This is a genomic window from Terracoccus luteus (assembly GCF_003635045.1).
GTDB classification, from domain to species: Bacteria; Actinomycetota; Actinomycetes; order Actinomycetales; family Dermatophilaceae; genus Terracoccus; species Terracoccus luteus.
Genome location: NZ_RBXT01000001.1, coordinates 3,514,460 through 3,533,945 on the forward strand (window position 1 = coordinate 3,514,460; position 19,486 = coordinate 3,533,945).

Annotated in this window: 18 protein-coding genes; 6 read left to right on the top strand and 12 right to left on the bottom strand. The window is 73.3% G+C overall.

The window, feature by feature from the left end:
- Nucleotides 1–23 precede the first annotated feature (23 nt).
- On the bottom strand, nt 24–1,982 hold the full coding sequence (gene asnB, locus DFJ68_RS15850; protein ID WP_121034559.1) for an asparagine synthase (glutamine-hydrolyzing): 1,959 nt from the start codon (nt 1,980–1,982) through the stop codon (nt 24–26).
- Nucleotides 1,983–2,091: 109 nt separating this feature from the next.
- A complete protein-coding gene (locus DFJ68_RS15855) occupies nt 2,092–2,409 on the bottom strand; it encodes a hypothetical protein (RefSeq protein ID WP_121034560.1) in 318 nt (105 codons plus the stop codon).
- Between the two features lie 248 nt (nt 2,410–2,657).
- Between DFJ68_RS15855 and DFJ68_RS18865 the strand changes: the two genes are divergently transcribed.
- Both DFJ68_RS18865 and DFJ68_RS15865 read left to right on the top strand, forming a co-directional pair.
- Complete coding sequence (locus tag DFJ68_RS18865) at nt 2,658–4,850, top strand: HNH endonuclease (RefSeq protein ID WP_121034561.1); 2,193 nt, start codon at nt 2,658–2,660, stop codon at nt 4,848–4,850.
- A gap of 63 nt (nt 4,851–4,913) precedes the next feature.
- On the top strand, nt 4,914–5,837 hold the full coding sequence (locus tag DFJ68_RS15865) for an NADP-dependent oxidoreductase (protein ID WP_121034562.1): 924 nt from the start codon (nt 4,914–4,916) through the stop codon (nt 5,835–5,837).
- Nucleotides 5,838–5,887: 50 nt separating this feature from the next.
- Here the strand turns inward: DFJ68_RS15865 and DFJ68_RS15870 are convergent, their stop codons facing one another.
- The 3 genes from DFJ68_RS15870 to DFJ68_RS15880 form a co-directional block, all read right to left on the bottom strand.
- On the bottom strand, nt 5,888–6,376 hold the full coding sequence (locus tag DFJ68_RS15870) for a DUF427 domain-containing protein (RefSeq protein ID WP_245963697.1): 489 nt from the start codon (nt 6,374–6,376) through the stop codon (nt 5,888–5,890).
- 453 nt (nt 6,377–6,829) lie between these two features.
- A complete protein-coding gene (locus tag DFJ68_RS15875) occupies nt 6,830–7,471 on the bottom strand; it encodes a hypothetical protein (RefSeq protein ID WP_121034564.1) in 642 nt (213 codons plus the stop codon).
- Between the two features lie 120 nt (nt 7,472–7,591).
- Entirely contained in the window at nt 7,592–8,800 is a 1,209-nt protein-coding gene (locus DFJ68_RS15880) for a cysteine desulfurase-like protein (protein WP_121034565.1), read from the bottom strand.
- Nucleotides 8,801–8,918: 118 nt separating this feature from the next.
- Between DFJ68_RS15880 and DFJ68_RS15885 the strand changes: the two genes are divergently transcribed.
- Complete coding sequence (locus tag DFJ68_RS15885) at nt 8,919–11,081, top strand: DUF6351 family protein (RefSeq protein WP_121034566.1); 2,163 nt, start codon at nt 8,919–8,921, stop codon at nt 11,079–11,081.
- Here the strand turns inward: DFJ68_RS15885 and DFJ68_RS15890 are convergent.
- On the bottom strand, nt 11,075–11,761 hold the full coding sequence (locus DFJ68_RS15890) for a TetR/AcrR family transcriptional regulator (RefSeq protein WP_245963698.1): 687 nt from the start codon (nt 11,759–11,761) through the stop codon (nt 11,075–11,077). The two genes, DFJ68_RS15885 and DFJ68_RS15890, sit on opposite strands and share 7 nt — an antisense overlap.
- Before the next feature lie 160 nt (nt 11,762–11,921).
- Here DFJ68_RS15890 and DFJ68_RS15895 point away from each other — a divergent pair, with 160 nt between their 5' ends.
- Nucleotides 11,922–13,472 (top strand): MFS transporter, encoded by a 1,551-nt coding sequence (locus tag DFJ68_RS15895; protein WP_121034567.1) that lies wholly within the window; start codon nt 11,922–11,924, stop codon nt 13,470–13,472.
- Here DFJ68_RS15895 and DFJ68_RS15900 read toward each other — a convergent pair.
- The 6 genes from DFJ68_RS15900 to DFJ68_RS15920 all read right to left on the bottom strand — a co-directional run bounded on the left by DFJ68_RS15900 (nt 13,444) and on the right by DFJ68_RS15920 (nt 17,954).
- A complete protein-coding gene (locus tag DFJ68_RS15900; protein ID WP_147431616.1) occupies nt 13,444–14,427 on the bottom strand; it encodes a hypothetical protein in 984 nt (327 codons plus the stop codon). The genes DFJ68_RS15895 and DFJ68_RS15900 overlap by 29 nt on opposite strands.
- A gap of 151 nt (nt 14,428–14,578) precedes the next feature.
- A complete protein-coding gene (locus DFJ68_RS15905) occupies nt 14,579–15,130 on the bottom strand; it encodes a hypothetical protein (protein WP_147431617.1) in 552 nt (183 codons plus the stop codon).
- Nucleotides 15,123–15,398: a hypothetical protein gene (locus tag DFJ68_RS15910; protein WP_170165795.1), complete on the bottom strand. Its 276-nt coding sequence runs from the start codon at nt 15,396–15,398 to the stop codon at nt 15,123–15,125. The genes DFJ68_RS15905 and DFJ68_RS15910 overlap by 8 nt, the downstream gene beginning before the upstream one ends.
- Nucleotides 15,340–16,857 (bottom strand): hypothetical protein, encoded by a 1,518-nt coding sequence (locus DFJ68_RS18155; RefSeq protein WP_147431619.1) that lies wholly within the window; start codon nt 16,855–16,857, stop codon nt 15,340–15,342. The genes DFJ68_RS15910 and DFJ68_RS18155 overlap by 59 nt, the downstream gene beginning before the upstream one ends.
- On the bottom strand, nt 16,854–17,576 hold the full coding sequence (locus DFJ68_RS15915) for an ATP-binding cassette domain-containing protein (RefSeq protein WP_121034571.1): 723 nt from the start codon (nt 17,574–17,576) through the stop codon (nt 16,854–16,856). The genes DFJ68_RS18155 and DFJ68_RS15915 overlap by 4 nt, the downstream gene beginning before the upstream one ends.
- 111 nt (nt 17,577–17,687) lie before the next feature.
- Complete coding sequence (locus DFJ68_RS15920; protein ID WP_211333395.1) at nt 17,688–17,954, bottom strand: hypothetical protein; 267 nt, start codon at nt 17,952–17,954, stop codon at nt 17,688–17,690.
- Nucleotides 17,955–18,167: 213 nt separating this feature from the next.
- Between DFJ68_RS15920 and DFJ68_RS15925 the strand changes: the two genes are divergently transcribed.
- The gene (locus DFJ68_RS15925) at nt 18,168–18,698 is read left to right on the top strand and encodes a mycothiol transferase (protein ID WP_121034572.1); all 531 of its coding nucleotides are present in this window, start codon (nt 18,168–18,170) and stop codon (nt 18,696–18,698) included.
- Nucleotides 18,695–19,450: a polyamine aminopropyltransferase gene (locus DFJ68_RS15930; RefSeq protein ID WP_121034573.1), complete on the top strand. Its 756-nt coding sequence runs from the start codon at nt 18,695–18,697 to the stop codon at nt 19,448–19,450. The genes DFJ68_RS15925 and DFJ68_RS15930 overlap by 4 nt, the downstream gene beginning before the upstream one ends.
- The last annotated feature ends 36 nt before the right edge of the window (nt 19,451–19,486 follow it).

The window sequence follows — 19,486 nt, forward strand, 5'->3', positions numbered from 1 at the left end:
CGGCGCAGGTGCGGGTGCTCCCGTCAGTGGGCGGGCACCGGTGCCGTGACGCCGGGGGTGGCGGCCATGGTCGTCACTTCGGGGTCGGTCGCCGGGTCGATGAACTCGCGCAGCCACAGCTCGACGTTGACGAGCCGCCAGAAGACCATGGAGTCGAGGTCGTCAGAACCCTCCACCCACCGCTCGAAGGCCGCGAGCACGGCCGGCTGGTCGAAGTAGGGGCGGCCCGCGAACGACGCCGAGGTGAGGACGTCGCGCAGCAGGTCACTCTGCTCCCGGAACCAGTCGTGCTGGGGCGTCGTGAAGCCGATCTTGTTGCGCCGCAGCCGGATCGAAGCGGGTAGCCGACCGGTCATGGAGTCGCGGAGGATGCGCTTGTTCCAGCCGTGGTGGATCACGGCGTCGTCGGGCAGGGCGAAGACGGCCCGCACGAGGTTCGGGTCGAGGAAGGGCACCCGGCCCTCGATCGAGAAGCGCATGGTGTTGCGGTCCTCATAGCGCAGCAGTGCCGGCAGCGACCCGACGTAGAGGTCGTGCACGAGGCGCGAGCGCAGGTCGTCCCCCTCGACGCGGTACCCGTCCTCGCGGTGCGAGGCGGTGAATCGCGGCGCGAGGAGGTCGGTCACCCCGGTTCGCCTGCGCCGCAACGGGTTCGGGCGGGTGGCCAGCAGGTGGCCGACGACGTCGCGCGAGGACCACAGGGCCGGCAGCGCGGCCCACCGGTGCGTGCGCACGAGGGAGCGCAGGTGGACGACGAGCTGGGGCACGTAGCCCGCGAGTAGCTCGTCGGCGCCCTGGCCGTCGAGCATCACGGTGACGGCGCAGCTCGCGTCGCGCATGACGCGGTACTGGGCGTACGGGCCCGTCGAGATGACCGGCTCCTGCTGGGTGCGCACGAAGTCGAGCAGGTCGCGACGCAGCTCGTCCGAGGTCGGGCGCGTCTTGTGGGCCGCGATCGGCCGGGTGCACGACGCCACGGCGTCGTCGACGTAAGACTCCTCGTCGTTGCGGTAGCCGGGGAAGACGGCGGAGAAGGTCGACTGGCGCGGCCCGACGGCAGCGGTGACGTGGTCGGTGCGAGGCCCTGCGTCACCGCGGCCTGCGTCACCGCGGCCTGCGTCGCCGTCGCGCTCGTGCAACAGCCGGTCGATGGTGACGACGACGGCCGAGCTGTCGAGGCCGCCGCTCAGCGACGTGCCCACGGGAACGTCCGAACGCAGCCGCAGCGCCACGGCATCCGTGAACCGCGCACGGAAGTCGCGCACCGTCTCGTCGTCCGTGCCGTGCTCGGCCGGGCGGGTGCGCGTGAGGTCGTCGCGCAGGGTGCTGAAGTTGCGGCGCTCGACGCCCGTGGGGGAGATCGTCACGACCTCGGCGGGCAGCAGCCGCTCGACGCCGGCGAAGAAGGTGGGGCGTCCGTCGTCGTGCACGCGGTGACGCAGGTAGCGGTAGACCGTCGTGTCGTCGGGTGCGGCGGGCACGAGCCCGGTGGCCAGCAACGCGGGGATCTCGCTCGCGAAGAGCCAAGCGCCGGAGGCGGTTCGGGTCACGTGCAACGGCTTGATGCCGAAGTGGTCGCGGGCGAGCGTGAGGGTCTGCGTGGCGGCGTCCCAGACCGCGAGGGCGAACATGCCGTTGAAGCGGTCGAAGGCGTCGGCCCCCCACTCGGCGAACGCCTCGAGAACGACCTCGGTGTCGCACCGAGTGCGCAGGTGGTGGCCGAGGTCGGTCAGCTCGGCCCCCAGCTCGGCGTGGTTGTAGACCTCGCCGTTGTAGACGATGGTGTAGCGGCCGTCGGCCGTCGTCATGGGCTGCGCGCCGGCGTCGAGGTCGATGACCGACAGTCGGCGGTGCGACAGGCCGACGGGGCCGTCGACGAAGATGCCGTCGCCGTCGGGCCCCCGGTGCGCCTGCGCCCGCCCCATGCGCTCGAGCAGGTCCGGGTCGGGCGCCAACCCGAGGTACCCAGCGATGCCGCACATGCCGTGCCTCCCACGTGCCGGTGGGCGTCGCTGGTCGACGCCACACCCCAGTTATCGACCGTCGAGTCGAAGGTCGGCTGGGGGTCGGCCGGGAGGACGCTGGGGGCGGTCAGTCCTCGTCGTCGAGCGACTCGACCCAGCGCCGCCCCGCGTCGCCGCCCCACGCGTCCCAGGCGACGCGACCGGCGCTCGGGTAGCCCTCGTCGCCCGACGAGAAGCCCTTAGCGTCCGTGTCCTTGTGGTGCCGCGAGAAGTAGGCGCGCATGCGCTTCACGACGTCGTCGCTGACCTTCTCGCCCTTGGCCAGCTGGGCGGCCCGCTGGCGGCCGACGTCGGTGAAGCTGTCGCCCGCATTGCCCTCGTCGATCCACGTCTGGGCCCGCTGTGCGGCCTGCTGCACACCCTTGGGCGGCTCGTGCGTGCTCATCGCGACCTCCTCGGCGGGCCCGTCCGTCGCGCCCGGTGCTGCCGTCGTACCCGCTGCGCCGTCGGATGCCGTGTGGCCCGGTCGCGTCCCGTGGATCGTTCGCGCGTCGGCGGGTTTCCACCGGGTGGCGGTATGGGACGGGTGCCGTCGTCACCGGTCGATCGGCCGTCGGGCACCGCTGCGCGGCAGTGAGTTTCGGCTGTGGATGGCTCTGGCGTGGATGCGTGGATTCGGCTAGAATAGAACACATGTTCGACGACGATGCGGCGGTGACGGCGGGAGGGCTCGAGGGCCTGCTCGCGGTTCTCGACCGCGTCGAACCGGCGCGTGGCGCCGAGGCGACCGCCGACGGTCCGCAGGCCCCAGCTGCGACCGCGCCGTCGATCGGTTCGACGTGTCTGAGCGACGTGGAGCGCATCGACGTGCTGTCGGCGTTGGAGCGGGTGAAGGCGGCGGTGGGGGCGGCTCAGGTGCGGGTGACGGCGGGGTTTGTCGCGTCGCAGGAGCGGGTGTCGCTGGCGTGGCGGTCGGAGGCGGAGGCGGCCTCCGGGGCGGGGGATTTCGACGGGTGGCGGGCGGCGCGGGAGAAGGCTGACCTGGCCTCGTGGGCGGCGGCGCTGGAGTTCGGCGCTCACCCCGACGCCCGCTGGAAGGGCACAGCCGACCCGTCCGACTCGGGCTCATCCAACACCGGCAGCTCATGCGGCGACACCGACAGCGGCGGCGGCGGCGGCGCCGGTGGCGCGGCGCCGAAGACGCGAGGTTCGGGGGAGCCGGAGCGGCCGGTGTCGTCCTCGCGGCGTAACACGATCGCCAAGGGCGGCGTCGCGGCGCAGGTGGCGTTGGCGCGGCGGTTGTCGCCGTTCAAGGGCGCCGAGGGCGTCCGCTTCTCCCTCACCCTGACGCACGACATGCCGCACACCCTGGCGCTGCTCGAGGCGGGCGTGTTGAGCGAGTGGCGAGCCCTGTGCATCACGAAGGAGGCCGCTGTCCTCTCTCCGGAAGACCGGCGCCGGCTCGACCAAGAGCTGCACGACACCTACGGCGACCGCCTCGGCAGGCTGGGGGACCGGGAGCTGAACCGTCTCGTCCGGGCCGTCGCGTACCGCCTCGACCCCGAGAGCGTGGTCCGGCGGGCGCGGAAGGCAGAGTCCGAACGACGTGTCACCTTGTGCCCCGCCCCGGACACGATGGCCTACCTGACCGCGCTGCTCCCGGCCGCCGAGGCCGTCGCGGCCTACGCCGCCCTGACCGGTGCTGCTGCCAGTGCGAAGGCGGCCGGGGACGAGCGGGGCAAGGGCCAGGTCATGGCCGACACCCTCGTCGACCGCATCCTCGGCCGCGCCAGCAGCGAAACTTCCACCCCCGACGCCACCAGCAAGTCGCACGCCACCAGATCTGACGCCGCCGCCTGCGGCGGCGAGGCAGCCGATGAGGCGGGTTCCGCCGGGTCGTCCAGCCCGACGGACGGCGTCGCTGATCAGGGCACCGGCGCGTACGCCGCGACGGATCCCGGCGTGGAGGTCCGCGACGACGCAGCCCACGAGCCCATGCCCCAGGACACTCAGGCCACCGCCACCAGTGAGCCTTGTCCAGCGGCGAGTCATGACGGTCGGGTCGATGACCCGGCCGGTAGGGCCGGGGTGGACGTCGAGGTGCAGCTCGTCATGGGTCTCGACGCACTCTTTGGTACCGGCGAGGGCGCAGACACGCCGGCGCAGCTCCTCGGCTACGGCACCGTGCCCGCCGGGTGGGCCCGCGATTTCCTCCGACCCGACGACGATGACGTCGCAGACGCAGCCGCTGGCGCGGGGGCTGCCGACGGACGGGGCGGCAGTCCGCCGCCTGAGCGTGGGGGTGGTCTGTCCCGCGCTGGGCGGGTGTGGATCCGCAGGCTGTTCGTCCGGCCCGGCACCGGTGAGCTCGTCGCCATGGACTCCCGACGACGCCTGTTCAGCGACGGGCTGCGACGGTTCGTCCTGACCCGCGACGCCGCGACCTGCCGCACCCCCTGGTGCGACGCCCCCGCCCGACACATCGACCACGTCACCCCCCACGCCGACGGCGGCCCCACCTCGGCGGCCAACGGACAGGGCCTGTGCGTGGCGTGCAACCTGACCAAGGAACACCCCGACCTCACCAGCACCACCCTGCCCCCGAACCGCCACGGAGCAGGCGGCCGCACAGGCCGAAACACGCACAGCGGACACACCGTGCGGGTCACCACCGGCACCGGACACACCTACGACTCCGAAGCCCCACCCCTGCTCCCCGGCGCCCCGCCACCCCCACCGAAGCGACCCCGCGACTCGGGGCACCCGTTCCCGACCCTTCTGTGGCCGTTGCCCGTCGACCCCACCCGGTTCACGACCGCACCCGAGAGCGGCCTCGAGCGATGGCTCGAGCAGCTCATCGCGGCGGCGGCGCACAACCGAGGCTGACCGCCGCACAGGCGCGGCCTCCGGCGCCGGAATGACGACCCTTGCCCCGTCGTTGTCCCGACCATGAAGGCCATCAGCTACGCCGAGTACGGCGACCCGAGCGTCCTGTCCCTGACCGAGGTCCCCGACCCCAAGGTCGGTCCCGGCGAGGTGCTGATCCGGGTACGCAGCGCATCGGTCAACCCGGTCGACTGGAAGATCGTCGCCGGCTACCTCGACCCGCTGATGAACGTCGACCTCCCCGCCATCCCCGGCTGGGACGTGTCGGGCGTCGTCGAGCAGGTCGGTCTCGACACCCCCGAGTTCGAGGTGGGCGACGAGGTCATGGCCTACGCCCGCAAGGACTGGGTCAAGGGCGGCAGCTACGCCGAGCTCGTCGCCGCTCCCGTCCGCACGGTCGCCAAGAAGCCCGCCGCCCTCGACTGGCACCAGGCAGCCGGGCTCCCGCTCGCCGGCCTCACCGCCTACCAGCTGCTCACGCGTCTGGGCACGAAGTCCGGCGACACTGTCCTCGTCCACGCGGCCGCCGGCGGCGTCGGCATTCTCGCCGTGCAGATCGCCAAGGCGCTCGGCGCCCGCGTCATCGGCACCGCCTCCGAGCGCAACCACGACGTCCTGCGCGACCTCGGCGTCGAGCCCGTGACCTACGGCGAGGGCCTCGCCGACCGCGTCCGCGAGCTCGCTCCCGACGGCGTCGACGTCGTCACCGACTTCGTGGGCGGGGTGCTCGACGTCACCACGGCCGTGCTGGCCGAGGGTGGCCGCCACGGCTCCGTCGTCGAGGGCGAGGTGCAGCAGAGCGGTGGCCTCTACATGTGGGTCCGCCCCGACGCCGACGACCTCGCCGCGCTCGGTGCGCTCGTCGACGAGGGCAAGCTGACCGTCCCGGTCGCGTCGGTGTTCCCGCTGGAGCGGACGGCCGACGCCTTCACCGAGAGCGCCACCGGGCACGTGCGCGGCAAGGTCGTCATCTCCGTCAGCGAGTGACGACGAGTGACGACGAGTGACGACGCTGGTGACCCGACCGCCCGGTCGGGTCACCAGCCCCAGGAGCCCGGCCCGCCCTTGAACGGCCCGACCACCCGGTCGGTCACCCAGCCACCGTAGAAGCCGCCCTCCTGGGGCCGCACGACCTCGCCGTCGACGGTGCACACGTCCATCTCGCCCGGCATGACCGCCACCATGTCGCGCAGCCGGGCGTACGCCGCCACCGGCTCGGGGTAGCGCCACGCGGCCCGCGCCGCCCGGCGGCCGCCGGCGACGACGTCGAAGTAGGCGGCCCGCCCCTTCCACTCGCACACGCTCGAGCCGTCGACCGGGACGAGCACGCCGTCCGAGAAGGCCTCCAGCGGTAGGTAGTAGGTCGGCGGGTGGCTCGTCTCGAGCACGCGCACGGTCGCCCGGCTCGAGGCGACGAGCACGCCGCCGAAACGGATCTCGACGAGCTCGTCGCTCTCGTCGAGGGCCGGGGGCCGGGGGTAGTCCCACACCGACTCCTGCCCGGGGCCGGCGGGGAGGGGGGTCACGGGCGGTCGCGGTGTCACCGCCCCATGACACCAGAGACGGCCGACAGCCGCTCGCGGCCACTTGTTGCCACGTCACCTTTTGCCTGTGCCCACGCCAGGCCCTCTGCCACTGTGTGCCGGGACGGGGCCCACCGCCTCGGGTGAGGGAGCGAGAACCTCCCTCACGCAGTCAGCACAGGGCAGCGGCCGCCCGTCCGGGTGGCCGGCGAAACAGGGGAGAACGACATGCGCAAGATCACGGTTGCAGTGGTGGTGGCGGTCCTGGGGCTTCTGGCCGTACCGGGCGCGGCTCAGGCGGGTCAGCACGACCGCCCCAATTCGCACAAGCCGTGCATCGAGTGCTGGTGACCCGCCGCCGGCCTCGACCGGCACGGGCGCACCAGCGCTGAGGCAGGGCAGGAGGGGGTCGCTCGGGGCGGCCCCCTCCTCGCGTGTCCGCCGCCGGGCGGCCCCTCAGCCCGCGGTGTGGTCGCCGTCGGGCAGACCTGCCAGGTGGATGCCGGGGGGCTGGGTGTCGACCAGGGCGCTCGCCACCGCACGGAGCCCGTCACCGCCGTCGTCCGGTCGGCGCAGCGTGGTGGCGGCGTCCCCGGTGCCCCAGAGCCGCCCGTCGCGCACGAACGTCACGACGTCGCTCGCCGTCGCCGCCCAGCGCAGCTGGTCGGTCGCGACGAGCACCGCGGAGCCGGCGCCGACCGCGGAGCGGAGCGCGGCGGCGAGGGCGTCACGGGCCTCGGGGCCCAGCATCCGGGTGGGGTCGTCGGCGAGCACGACGACCGCGGGGTGGTCCCCGAGTGCGGCGGCCAGTCCCTCGGCGCCGTGGGCGCCGCCCTGACCCAGCACGACGACGGGCAGGGCGAGGCCCACCTCGCCGCCCAGCGGGGGGTGCCGCCCCGAGACCGCGTCGAGCACGGCGGTCGCGTCGGCACGCACCGGGCCGAAGAGGACGTGCACCGTCCCGGCGGCGACGTCGAGGTCGAACGGGCCGACGGTGCCGGCCGGGCCGGCGACGACGCAGTCACGCAGCCGGACCACCGGCTGCTCGTCCGCGGCCTGCGCCTGCGTCCCGGCCGTCCCCTCGGTGTCGCCACCCATGCGTCCGCCTCCCGTACCGGGGGCGCCACCCGACGTGGGCCCGGTCCGACTCTCGGGTCCACGCCGGGGCGGGGTCAACGACCGCCGTCGGGCAGTAGTGGTCGTGGCAGCAACTGCTGCTCAGGAGGCCCCGCACAGCTCGTCGAGGGCGTCGGCGAGCCGGTCGACGTCCGCCTCGTCCGTGTATGCGGCCAGCCCCACCCGCACCCCGCCGGTCGTGCCCAGGCCGAGGTGGTGGCTGCACTCCCACGCGTAGAAGTGGCCGGCCGGGGCGCTGATGTCGCGCTCGGCGAGAGCGGCCCGCAGGTCCTGGGGGTCCCGGCCCTCGACGGTGAGCAGCAGGGTGGGCGTGCGCCGGGCGGCGCGGCTCCACACCGTCAGCCCCGGCACCCGGGCGAGCCGCGACTCGAGCCGCGCCAGCAGGCCCGCCTCGTGCTGCTCGATGCGCTCGTAGGCGGCAACGAGGCGCTCGCGACGGCCACCCTCGGCGTCACCGGCCAGGCCGGCGAGGAAGTCGACGGCGGCGGTCGTGCCCGCGAGCAGCTCGTACGGCAGGGTCCCGAGCTCGAAGCGCTCCGGCACGGCGTCGGACGACGGCACGAGCTTGGCCGGGCGCAGCGTCTCGAGCAGCGCCGGGTCGGCGGCCAGCACCCCGAGGTGCGGGCCGAGGAACTTGTACGGCGAGCACACCCAGAAGTCGGCCCCGCTCGCGACGAGGTCGGTGCCGACGTGGGCCGTCGCGTGCACGCCGTCGACCCAGAGCATCGCCCCGACGGCGTGCACGACGTCGGCGACGGCCCGGACGTCGGGGCGCGTCCCGATGAGGTTGCTCGCCGCGGTCACCGCGACGAGACGGGTGCGCTCGTGCACGACGTCGCGCACGGCATCCGGACCCAGCTCGCCCGTGGCGGGGTCGAAGTCGACCCAGCGCACCGTCGCGCCGACCGCGTCGGCGGCGAGCACCCACGGGCGCACGTTGGCGTCGTGGTCGAGGCGGCTGACGACGACCTCGTCGCCGGGCCCCCACGCGGACGAGAGCGTGCGCGCGAGGTGGAAGGTGAGGTCGGTCGCCGAGCGTCCGAAGACGATGCCGCGCGGGTCGGCGCCGAGCAGGTCGGCCATGGCGGCGCGCGCGCCGGTGACGATGTCGTCGGCGCGCCGTTCCGCGGCGGTCACGCGCCCCCGGTTCGAGATCGACGAGGTCATCGTCGCGGCCACCGCCTCGGCCACCGGCGCCGGCGTCTGCGAGCCCCCGGGACCGTCGAAGTGGGCCACGCCGGAGCGCAGCGACGGGAAGTGGGATCGGACGGTCTCGACGTCGTAGGACATGGCCCCGATTGTGCCCCTGTGGATCTCGCCTCGCCGCCGTGGGTGCGCGGTGGTAGACCTGCACCGTCACCCTGACGACAGGTCGGTGGCGCGGTCGCACTCGAGGACGAGGTTCGCAATGACACGCAGGCTGCCCGGCACCCGCTCACGCCTCGCGGCGCTCGCCGCCACGGTCCTCGCGCTCGCGGTGGGGGTGGTCGGCTCACCCGGTCCCGCGGGGGCTGCGCCGGGGTCACCCGACGAGGGGTCGGATGCCGGCCGGCTCGCGATCGTGTCCGTGAGCAACCCGCGGCCGCAGCTCGTCAGCGGCGGCGACGTCCTGCTGCGGGTGACCCCACCGACGGACGTCGCCCCGGCCGACGTCCGCGTCGACGCGGGCGGGCGCAACGTCCGACCCCGCTTCGTCGCGCAGCCCGACGGGTCCCTGCTCGGCCTCGTCACCGGTCTGCCGCTCGGGTCGACCCGCGTCACCGCGCGTCTCGCCGACGACCCGGCCACGACGGCATCCGTCGACGTCGTCAACCACCCGCGCACCGGTCCGGTCTTCTCCGGGCCGCAGCAGAAGCCGTTCTACTGCCAGACCACCGCCTTCGGGCTGGCCCCGGCGGTGCAGCCGCTGTGCTCGGCGCCGACCGTCGTCACCTACCAGTACCGCACCACCGCAGGGCAGTTCGCGCCGCTGGACGACCCGACGTCGCGCCCCGACGACCTCGCCACCGCGCTCGTGGACGGGCGCCGGGTGCCCTACGTCGTGCGGGTCGAGCGCGGCACCATCGACCGCGCGGTCTACGAGCTGGCCGCCCTCTACGACGGGCGCGACCCCAGCCCGACGCGGCCCGACCGGTCGTGGAACGAGCGGCTCGTCTACACCTTCGGCGGGGGCTGCAACGCCGGCTACCACCAGGGCGCCTACACCGGTGGGGTACTCGACGACCTCTTCCTCTCGCAGGGCTACGCCGTCGCCAGCTCGACCCTCAACGTGCTCGACACGAACTGCAGTGCGGTCATCTCCGCCGAGGCCGCGATGATGGTCAAGGAGCACGTCGTCGAGACGTACGGGCCGGTGCGCCACACCATCGGGTGGGGCGGGTCGGGCGGCGCCATCCAGCAGTACACGATCGCCGACGCCTACCCCGGCATCCTCGACGGGATCATCCCCGGCATCTCCTTCCCCGACCCCGTCTCGGTCATCGGCGTCGTCAGCGACTGCCGGCTGCTCAAGCGCTACTTCGACGCCGGGGCGGGGGAGGCGGGCACCTTCACCGACGCGCAGCGCACCGCGGTGTCGGGCTTCCGCTCCTTCAGCTCGTGCGCGTCGTGGGACGCCACCTTCGCCAGCCGCGCCACGGCCACCGACAGCTGCGACCCGGCCGTCCCGGTCGCGGCGCGCTGGGACCCGGTCACCAACCCCGACGGCGTCCGGTGCAGCTTCCTCGAACAGCTCGTCAACCAGATCGGGCGCGACCCGCGCACCGGTTTCGTGCGCAGCCCCCTCGACAACCGGGGGGTGCAGTACGGGCTCACCGCGCTCGCGTCCGGCGCGATCACGCCCGAGCAGTTCGTCGACCTCAACGAGCGGGTCGGCGGGCTCGACGTCGCCGGCCGGCCGTCGGTCGCCCGCACGGCGGCCGACCCGAAGGCGCTCGCCGCGGTCTACCGCGACGACCTCGTCAACAGCGCGTCGCAGGGGCTGCGCACGACGCCGGTCATCGACCAGCGCACCGACCTCGACCTGCTCTCGAGCGGGTTCGCCGACATCCACACGACCGAGTGGTCGTACGTCATGCGCGCGCGCCTGCTGCGCGCGAACGGCACCGCGGCCAACCAGGTCATCATCGAGACCAGCCCCGACCCGGCCACCGCCGGTGCGGCCGCCGCGTACCAGCTCGACGCGATGGACCGCTGGCTGACCCGGCTCGACCGGCCGGCGGCCGACCGGCCGACCCTTCGCCAGGTGCTGGCGGCCAAGCCGGCCGACCTCGGTGACGGCTGCTACCTCGGCCCGACCCAGCGCATCACCGAGACGCTGACCTACCCCGCCTCGGGTCGCTGCGGCGCGCTCTTCCCGGTCGCGGCGAACCCCCGGTTGGCGGCCGGGGGCGACCTCACCCTCACCGCGCTGGCGTGCCGGCGCACCGCGTTCGACCCGCGCGACTACCCGGTGGCCTTCACCGCCGAGCAGCAGCAGCGGCTGCGTGCCGTCTTCGCGACCGGGGTCTGCGACGGTCGCCGACCGGGTCTCGGCGAGCAGCCCCCGCTGCGGCCCTGGCTGCGCTACTGACCGTCGGCCTGCAGCCGCAGGCCGGCGAGCAGCAGGTCGAGACCGGCCCGGAACTGCTCCGCGTCGTCGTGGGTCGCGAACTGGTCGATGACGTGGTGCACGAAGGGGTACTCGGCGGGGTCGAGGGACCGCCACCCCTCGACCGCGGCGGCGAGGTACTCCTCGCGGTCCATCTGCCCCGACGACACCTCCTCGGGCGGCACCTGCCCCATGTCGGCGGCGGTGCCCACGACGAAGCCGACGACGGCCGAGACGGCGTGGAAGGACTGCTGCGGGGTCAGGTGCAGCCGTAGGACCTGCTGGCCGATGAGCTCGTAGAGGCGCATCGAGTTCGGCTGCACCCCGGTGTCGCGCAGGAAGTAGGCACCGAGCCACGGTCGGTCGACGATGTGGTCGAAGAGGGTGACGCCGATGGTGCGGGCGTCGTCGATCGGGTCACCACCCACCTCGCCCACCCCGTCGAGGGCGGTGAGCACGTCGGCGAGGACGTGGTCCGCGGCCCGGTCGAGCAGCTCGTCCTTGCTCGAGACGTACCAGTAGATGCTCGCCACCCCACCGCCGAGGCGCGCGGCGAGGGCCCGGAAGGTCAGGGCCGGCTCGCCCGCCTCGTCGAGCAGTGCGACGGCCTCGGTGAGCACCGACTCGAGGGAGTGCGAGGTGCGCCGCCGTGGGCCACGCACGTCGGCCCCGGGGGTGCGTCGGGGCTCCGGACCGGTTCTGCGGGCGGGGGGCACGACCCCATGGGACCACACCCGAGGCGGCGGGTTGTCAATCGTCGAACGCCGTTCTACTATCGAACAGCGTTCGACAATCGAACGACGTTCGAGAAAGGAGGGCGCCATGACCACCCAGCCATCGGCCCCCGTCACGACCAGCGGCCCGACCACCGCGACCGGTCACACCTACCCGTCCCTACGCGCGGCCTGGGTCCCGCTCGCCGCCCTCTGTATCGCCTTCTTCGTCGAGATGGTCGACAACACGCTCCTGACGATCGCCCTGCCGACCATCGGCCGCGACCTCGGCAGCGACACCACCGCCCTCCAGTGGGTCACGGGCGCGTACTCGCTCACCTTCGGCGGGCTGCTGCTCACCGCCGGTTCGGCCGCCGACCGCATCGGCCGCCGACGGGTGCTGCTCGTCGGCCTCGCCACCTTCGGCCTCATCAGCCTCGCGGTCGCCGCCGTGACGACGACCGGTGAGCTCGTCGCCCTCCGCGCCCTGCTCGGGGTGACCGCGGCCGCCATGGCCCCCATCACGAACTCGCTCGTCTTCCGGCTCTTCGACGACCAGGCCCTGCGCCTGCGGGCCCTGACGGTGATGATCGTCGTCGGCATGTCGGGCTTCGTCCTCGGGCCCCTGCTCGGCGGCACCGCCCTCGCCCACGTGCGCTGGGAGTGGCTCCTGCTCGTCAACGCCCCCATCGCGCTCGTCGCATGGGTCGGCGTGCGGCTCGGGGTGCCGGCCGACCGGCCCGAGGGCCTGACCCACGACCGGCTCGACCTCCCGGGCGCCGCCCTGAGCATCGCCGCCATCGGCCTCGGCTGCTACGCCCTGACGAGCGGCGTCGAGCACGGCTGGCTGTCCCTGCCGACCGTGGGCTGCGTCGTCGGCGCGACCGCTGCCGTCACCGCCTTCGTGCGCCACGAGTTACGCTCCGACGCCCCGATGCTCGACCTGTCCCTGCTGCGCCGCGGCACGGTGCGCGGCGCCGCCGTGGCCCAGGCCGGCACGTCGATCGCCATGGCCGGCGTCATGTTCGCGCTCATCCTCCACTTCCAGTACGCCTACGGCTGGAGCCCCGTGCGCGCCGGTCTGGCCAACCTGCCGATGATCGCCACGATGGTGCTCGCGACCCCGCTCTCGGAGCGGCTGGTCGCGCGCCTGGGCCACCGGGTCGCCTGCCTCGTCGGGGCCGGTCTGCTCACGCTCTCGCTCGTCGGGCTCGCCTGGGGCGTCGAGCACGGCTACCCCGCCATCGCCGCCTCGATGGTCGTCATGACCGTCGGCCTGCGCACCGTCATGACCATCTGTGCGGTCGCGCTCGTCGAGGCGATGCCTGCCAACCGCACCTCGATCGGCGCGGCGCTCAACGACACCGCCCAGGAGGTCGGCACGAGCGTCGGCACCGCGGTCGTCGGCACCCTCGTCGCCGTCCTCGTCACGACGACCCTGCCGGCCGGCACGTGGGGGGCCGACCTCGTCGCCCGCTTCTTCGCCGGTGAGCGGGTCGTCTTCACCGTCCTCGCCGTGCTCGTCGGCGCCGTGGCCACGTGGGGCGCGCTGTCGCTCACCGACAGCCGGGCCACCGACGAGCACGACACCCGGCCCACGGACCAACCCACCACCCGGTCGGGTGCCGGTCTCAGCACAGGTCGAGGTCGCGACACCTGACGCCGAGCTCGAAGCGGCTCTCGGCCCCCAGCCGCTCGCTGAGGGAGGCGATGACCCGGCGCACCGAGCGCACCGACAGCCCCGTCGCGCGGCTGACGCTGAGGTCCTTCGCGCCGGTCGCCATGAGCCGGATGACGGTCTGCTCGAGCTCGTCGAGCTCGAGGTCGTCGGTCGCCTGCCGCCGTCCGGTCCCGCTCCCGACGGCCGGCACGGCGCCCTGCCAGACGAGGTCGAAGAGCGACACGAGCAGGGTCACCAGGCCGTCGGTCCGCACGATGACGGCGCCGGGAGCGGCGTCGTCGGACTGGATCGAGACTGCCGCGACCGAGCGGTCGAAGAGCATGAACCGCGACGGGAGCGTGCCGGCCACGCGCACCTCCGCGCCGAGGCCGGTGAGCCACGAGAGGTGCTCGCGCAGCGCGGGCGACTGTCGCCGGTGGCTCTCGAGGTAGAGCCCGCGCACGACCACCCCGCGCTCGAGCAGGGTCAGGTCACCGCTGCGCGCCTGCTGGAGGGCGCGGTCGGTCGGGGGCGAGGTCATGACCGTGCAGACCTCGTCGCGGACGTCGCCCAGCAGCTCACTGACCCGAGCCAGGGCGGCGTCCCGACCGCGCAGCACCTCGTAGTCGCTGGCACCGCCTTCGGCCCGCTGTCGCTCGAAGCTCTCGGTGAGGGATGCCGTCAGCGCCCTGAGGCGACCGACGTACCGGGTGCGCTCGAGCAGGTCGTCCTCGGCCCGGCCGGCGACCCGGCCCAGGCCCACGACGGGCGGGACGGGGACGAGCCGGGTGTCGTCCTGCTGCGAGACGCGCAGCAGCTGACGGTCCACGAGCCGCTCGATGAGCAGGTCGGCGTCGCCCACCTCGCGCCCGAGGGCGGCGGCGAGGGTCTCGCGCGACCACGCGACCGTTCCGACGACGTGCCCGTAGGCGGCGAGCTCGTCGTCGTCGGGCATGGTCGGGGGCGGGTCGCCCCGCTCCGTCGTGGGTGCGCCGTCGCCACCGGTTACCATCCGTCGTCCTCCCGAGACCGCGGACGGAGGGCGCCCGGACGGCCCCTCCGTGCGGGTGCCGGCCGACCGGCATCCACCGTGGAGGCCACCCTAATCAGGTCGGGCGACCCACCGGGGCCGGGGACGCGAGGAGGGCGCGGGCGAGCACCCGCCCGTCACCGAAGACGGGCAGCAGGAGGACGACGTGGGCCACGAAGGCCCAGCACCAGGCGGTGGGCAGCGCCACCACGGGGGAGAGCGCCGCCGCGACGAGCAGGCCGAGGCCGCCCACCGCGACGCACGCGAGCGGGCCGGCGAGGGCCGCGACGACGACGGTGCGACCGTCGGCCCGGCCGATGGGCACGACCGACAGCCGCAGCCACGTCTGCTCGAGGCCGACATGGGTGATGCCCCGGCCCGGGCGCAGTGCCACGACGTGGGCGCTCTCGTGCAGGGCGAAGGACCCCACGACGCCGACGACCGCGAAGCCGGCGAGCTGGGCCAGCACCCCCAGCGGCACGGCGTCACCGGTGGCCACCGCCCACGCCGCCGCCGCGGCCAGCAGCACGGCCAGGAGCACGAGCAGGGGACGGACCTGCCGCAGGACGGCGAGCGGGACGACCCACCACGGCATCCCGTCCCGCGGCAGGACGCGGATCTCAGCCATGCGCACGTTCGGCGATGAGGCCGGCGCGGTACTGCTTGAGCACGAGGAAGGTGAGCTGCACGAGGAGCATCAGCACGACGAAGATCGCGAAGACCCCGACGATGCCGGCGATGCTGTCGACGCCCATCTCGGCGCCGGTGACGCCGGGTCGGACCTCCCTGGTCTGGAAGAACACGCCGCCGAACAGACCCTCCCGACGGATGGTCTCCTCACCGGTCGACAGCATGAGGAACAGCAGGGTGGCAGCGGCCGTGACCACCGTGAGCACGGCGGCCCCCACGATTGTGTTGACCACCAGCAGTGACTTCTTCATGACGTCTCCTCGACTCGTCGATGCGGATGCCCTGGACGCTGTACCAGACGAGCAGGGCGAGGGCGGCCACGACGGTCGCCCCCAGAACGGTGGGGGGTGCCTGGAGCACCCCGAGGGAGATCCCGATGATCCCGAGCACAGCCGCCGTGACGGCGAGCCCGATGAAGACCGAGAACGGGTTGTCGTTCTCCGCGGGGAAGACGACCCCGATGGAGATGGCGACGACCGCCCCGCCCGCAGCGCCGGCGAGCGCCAGGGGCGCGTCGGCCAGGCCGTCGGGAGAGAGCACCCACAGCAGCAGCAGGGCGGGGGCGGCGACCGCCGCCACGAGGCCGAGCTGCCCGCGCAGCAGCAGGGTGTACACCCGGCCGGGAGGCTGGCGGTAGGCGGTCATGAGGCGGAGCGGCGCGGTGGCCGCGAACTGGTAGAGCCCGCCGATGGAGAGCAGGGTCAGCGCCCAGAGGGGACTGGCCAGCCCGGACAGCAGCAGGAAGGCGTAGAGGGCGACGGTGACGGCCAGCCCGAGCCACGTCTGCGTGCTGCGCAGGAGGCACAGGTCGTACGGGCTGAGCAGTGCGCCGAGGCGACGCCCCGTCGGGACCGTGACGAAGCGCGAGTGACGCACGTGCTCGTTCGGGGTCAGCGCCACCGCGAGGGCGGCCAGCACCACGAGCGCGGCCACCACCGCGAGGGTCGTGACCCAGCCCCCGTGGGTGCGGCTCAGCCACGACAGGGACGTCACCCAGACCCACGACGTGCGCCCGTCGAGGTAGTCGTCGGACACCTGGGCGCTCAGGGGCACGAGGCGTGACGAGTAGGCGAGCAGCAGCCCGAAGACGACGAGCACGAGCACGACGCCCCGCAGGCGGCCGAGCCGTACCGCGACGAGCAGGCGGCTCAGGGCGAGGTGCACGACCGTGAGGGCCCCGTACGTGAGCAGCATCGGCGCGAAGACCGACTGGAAGAGGCTGGGCAGCACCTCGGGCCCCCGCAGGAGCAGCGCCGAGCCGATGAGCGAGGCGAAGCCGGCGGCCGACACGACCGTCGCCATCGTCACCTCGTAGAGGAGGAAGGCGAAGCTGCGCTCGCGGTTCGTCACCGGCAGCTGGAAGCTGAGGTCGAGCAGCCCGTCGGCGCTGAGGAAGAGCACCTTGACGAGCAGGAAGGCCATCATCGCCCAGAGCACGACGGACACCGTCGCGATGTCGAAGAGCAGGCCCCAGGCTCTCTCGTCGGCCAGCATGGGCTTGAAGAAGACGTAGCCGCCACCGACGCCCGCGGCGCCGACGAGAACGATCGCCACGAGGGCCAGCACGCGGACCGCCTTCGAGCGCAGCACCCCGAGGCGCAGCACCTTGCGGGTGAAGAAGCGCAGCAGCATGCCGGCGATGACGAGCGCGTGGCGAGGTCTCACGACGCCCTCGTCTCCGAGTCGAGACGGTCGAACACGAGCTCGGCGAGCGAGCCGTGCTCGGCGACGAGCTCGGCGGTCGGGCCCTCGGCGACGATCTCGCCGAGATCGAGGAAGACGATGCGCTCGGCGAGGCGCTCGAGCAGCGAGAAGTCGTGGGTGCACAGCAGGACCGCGTGGCCCTCGTCGCGCAGGCCGCGCAGCTGCTGCTCGGCCAGGTGCAGCGCCTCGAGGTCGATGCCGTTGAGCGTCTCGTCGATGATGGTGAGCGGCCGGCGCAGCAGCAGCGCCGAGACGAGCTGCGTCTTCTTGCGCATGCCGTGCGAGTAGTCCTCGATGAGGTCGTCGTAGCGACCCTGCATCGAGAAGCGCGAGAACAGGTCACGGGCGGCGTCGTCGTCGACGCGGACACCGTAGAGACGGCCGAGGGTGTGGACGTACTCGCGCGCGGTGAGGAACTGGGGGAGGTAGTCGTTGCTCGCGAGGTAGGCCGCCTGCGCGGTGGCTGCCGGCGACCCGTGGGCGTGCCCTCCCACCGTGACCACGCCCGCCTGCAGGCTGAGCAGGTCGAGCACGGTCTTGATGAGCGTCGACTTGCCGGAGCCGTTGGGGCCGATGAGCCCGACGATGCTGCCGGCGGGGACGGAGAAGCTCACGTCCCGCAGCACGGTCGCGATGCCGTCGTACGAGTACCGGAGACCGGCGACGTCTAGTATGGCCATGTCGTTTTCCTTCCGTGACGACGGCGAGCCTGCGGCCGGAGCAGCACCGTGACGGCGGTGCGCACCGGCCGCAGGCTCGAGGACGTGGTTTCCGTCAGTGACCTACGGGTGTCAGGAGCACTCGAAGTAGACGCTGAGGCCGAAGTTGCGGAACGACCAGCGACCGGTGAACCGCTTGCCCTTCTTGACGACGCACCAGACGGCCATGCCTGCCAGCAGCACCGCGCCGAGGGCGAGAATGACCGCGACGAAGACGAGGAACCAGGCGTCGTAGCGCACCAGCGCGTTGTCGAAGCGGGTGCGGGCGGCCATGACCGCCTCGGTGGACTTCTCGTAGGCGGAGATCGACAGGGTGTCGGAGACCGTTGCGAGGGACATGATGAACTTCCTTCCGTGAAGTTGCACTGACCTGCGTGGGATGTGCATGGACCCTCCCGGGGGAGGGAGGCCTCGTGCGGTTCGGCTGACCGGCCCGTCGACGTCCTCGGGACGACCTTCCGGCTCGGCACCCTGTGGTGACAAGGGATCCGCGCCCGTCACAAGGTGCCCCGGCAACAAGTGACCGCGGTCGGCCGGTGACATGCTGGGGGCATGAGCCAGAGCCCCGACGCCGCCCGTGACCTGCTGCGAGACGCCTTCGGCCGCATCGCCGAGGGGGTGCCCGACGTCGTCGACGGCCTGTCTGTCGACGAGCTGCTCTGGCGTCCCGACGCCGCGTCGAACCACGTCGCGTGGCTGCTGTGGCACCTCACCCGCCAGCACGACGCGCAGGTCGCCGACCTCGCCGGGGCCGAGCAGGTCTGGCGGTCCGGTGGCTGGGCGGAGCGCTTCGCCCTGCCGTACGAGCCGGACGCCCACGGCTACGGGCAGTCGGATGCCGACGTGGCCGCCTTCACGGTGAGCGACCCGTCGCTCTTCGGCGCCTACGCGGCGGCGGTGCACGACGAGACCGTCACCTACCTCGGCACGCTCGACGACGACGCGGCCTACGAGCGGGTCGTCGACGACGCCTGGGACCCGCCCGTCACGGTCGCGGTGCGGCTCGTCTCCGTCGTCGACGACGCGGCCAAGCACCTCGGTCAGGCGCAGTACCTCAAGGGACTCGTCGAGCGTCGACGGTGAGCCGTCGCCTGGAGGAGATCGACTGGCAGAGCACGCCCCTCGGCGACCTCATGCTGCGCCGGCGGCGTGAGCCGACGACCGGGCGCGAGATCTACGAGGTGAAGCTCGGCGAGGAGTTCCTCATGTCCAGCCTCTTCACGGCCGCCGAGATCGAGCTCGCGCACCTCGGGCTGGCGGCCGCCCGCCCGACCGGGCCGACCGGCATCCACGACGCCCCCGACCTCGACGTCGTCGTCGGCGGGCTCGGCCTCGGGTACACGCTCGTCGCCGCTCTCGAGAGCGACCGCGTGCGGTCGGTCCGGGTGATCGAGGCGCTCGCCCCGGTCATCTCGTGGCACGAGCGGCACCTGCTGCCCGACACGGTCGCCGCGACCGACGACCCGCGCACGACGTTCGTTCACGGCGACTTCTTCGCCTGGGCCCGGCGGGGCGGCCCGCCCGGCGTCGACGTCGTGCTGCTCGACGTCGACCACACGCCCGAGCACCACCTGCACCCCAGCCACGCCGACCTCTACACGCCGGACGGCCTGCGCTCCCTCGCCGGGCACCTGAGGCCCGAGGGCGTCTTCGCCCTGTGGTCCGACGACCCGCCCGACCCGGCCTTCGTCGGGGTGCTGTCCGAGGTGTTCGTCGACGTCGAGGGCGTCGTCGTCGACTTCGCCAACCCGATCACCGGCTCGACCTCGTCGAACTCGGTGTACACCGCGCGGTGGCGCCCGGGCCACGCACCGGCATCCGGCCCCACCGACTGACAGGACGCGCACAGACCCGCGTGCCACACTCGGTCC

What these genes read in the sequence shown, in the direction of transcription:
- DFJ68_RS15875 (WP_121034564.1), bottom strand. Translation starts at nt 7,471, where the DNA reads ATGGGTGGCGACACCGAGGGGACGGCCGGGACGCAGGCGCAGGCCGCG.
- DFJ68_RS15915 (WP_121034571.1), bottom strand. Translation starts at nt 17,576, where the DNA reads ATGGCCATACTAGACGTCGCCGGTCTCCGGTACTCGTACGACGGCATC.
- asnB (WP_121034559.1), bottom strand. Translation starts at nt 1,982, where the DNA reads ATGTGCGGCATCGCTGGGTACCTCGGGTTGGCGCCCGACCCGGACCTG.
- DFJ68_RS15855 (WP_121034560.1), bottom strand. Translation starts at nt 2,409, where the DNA reads ATGAGCACGCACGAGCCGCCCAAGGGTGTGCAGCAGGCCGCACAGCGG.
- DFJ68_RS15895 (WP_121034567.1), top strand. Translation starts at nt 11,922, where the DNA reads ATGACCACCCAGCCATCGGCCCCCGTCACGACCAGCGGCCCGACCACC.
- DFJ68_RS15905 (WP_147431617.1), bottom strand. Translation starts at nt 15,130, where the DNA reads ATGGCTGAGATCCGCGTCCTGCCGCGGGACGGGATGCCGTGGTGGGTC.
- DFJ68_RS15925 (WP_121034572.1), top strand. Translation starts at nt 18,168, where the DNA reads ATGAGCCAGAGCCCCGACGCCGCCCGTGACCTGCTGCGAGACGCCTTC.
- DFJ68_RS18865 (WP_121034561.1), top strand. Translation starts at nt 2,658, where the DNA reads ATGTTCGACGACGATGCGGCGGTGACGGCGGGAGGGCTCGAGGGCCTG.
- DFJ68_RS15920 (WP_211333395.1), bottom strand. Translation starts at nt 17,954, where the DNA reads ATGTCCCTCGCAACGGTCTCCGACACCCTGTCGATCTCCGCCTACGAG.
- DFJ68_RS15865 (WP_121034562.1), top strand. Translation starts at nt 4,914, where the DNA reads ATGAAGGCCATCAGCTACGCCGAGTACGGCGACCCGAGCGTCCTGTCC.
- DFJ68_RS15880 (WP_121034565.1), bottom strand. Translation starts at nt 8,800, where the DNA reads ATGTCCTACGACGTCGAGACCGTCCGATCCCACTTCCCGTCGCTGCGC.
- DFJ68_RS15885 (WP_121034566.1), top strand. Translation starts at nt 8,919, where the DNA reads ATGACACGCAGGCTGCCCGGCACCCGCTCACGCCTCGCGGCGCTCGCC.
- DFJ68_RS15900 (WP_147431616.1), bottom strand. Translation starts at nt 14,427, where the DNA reads ATGCCCGACGACGACGAGCTCGCCGCCTACGGGCACGTCGTCGGAACG.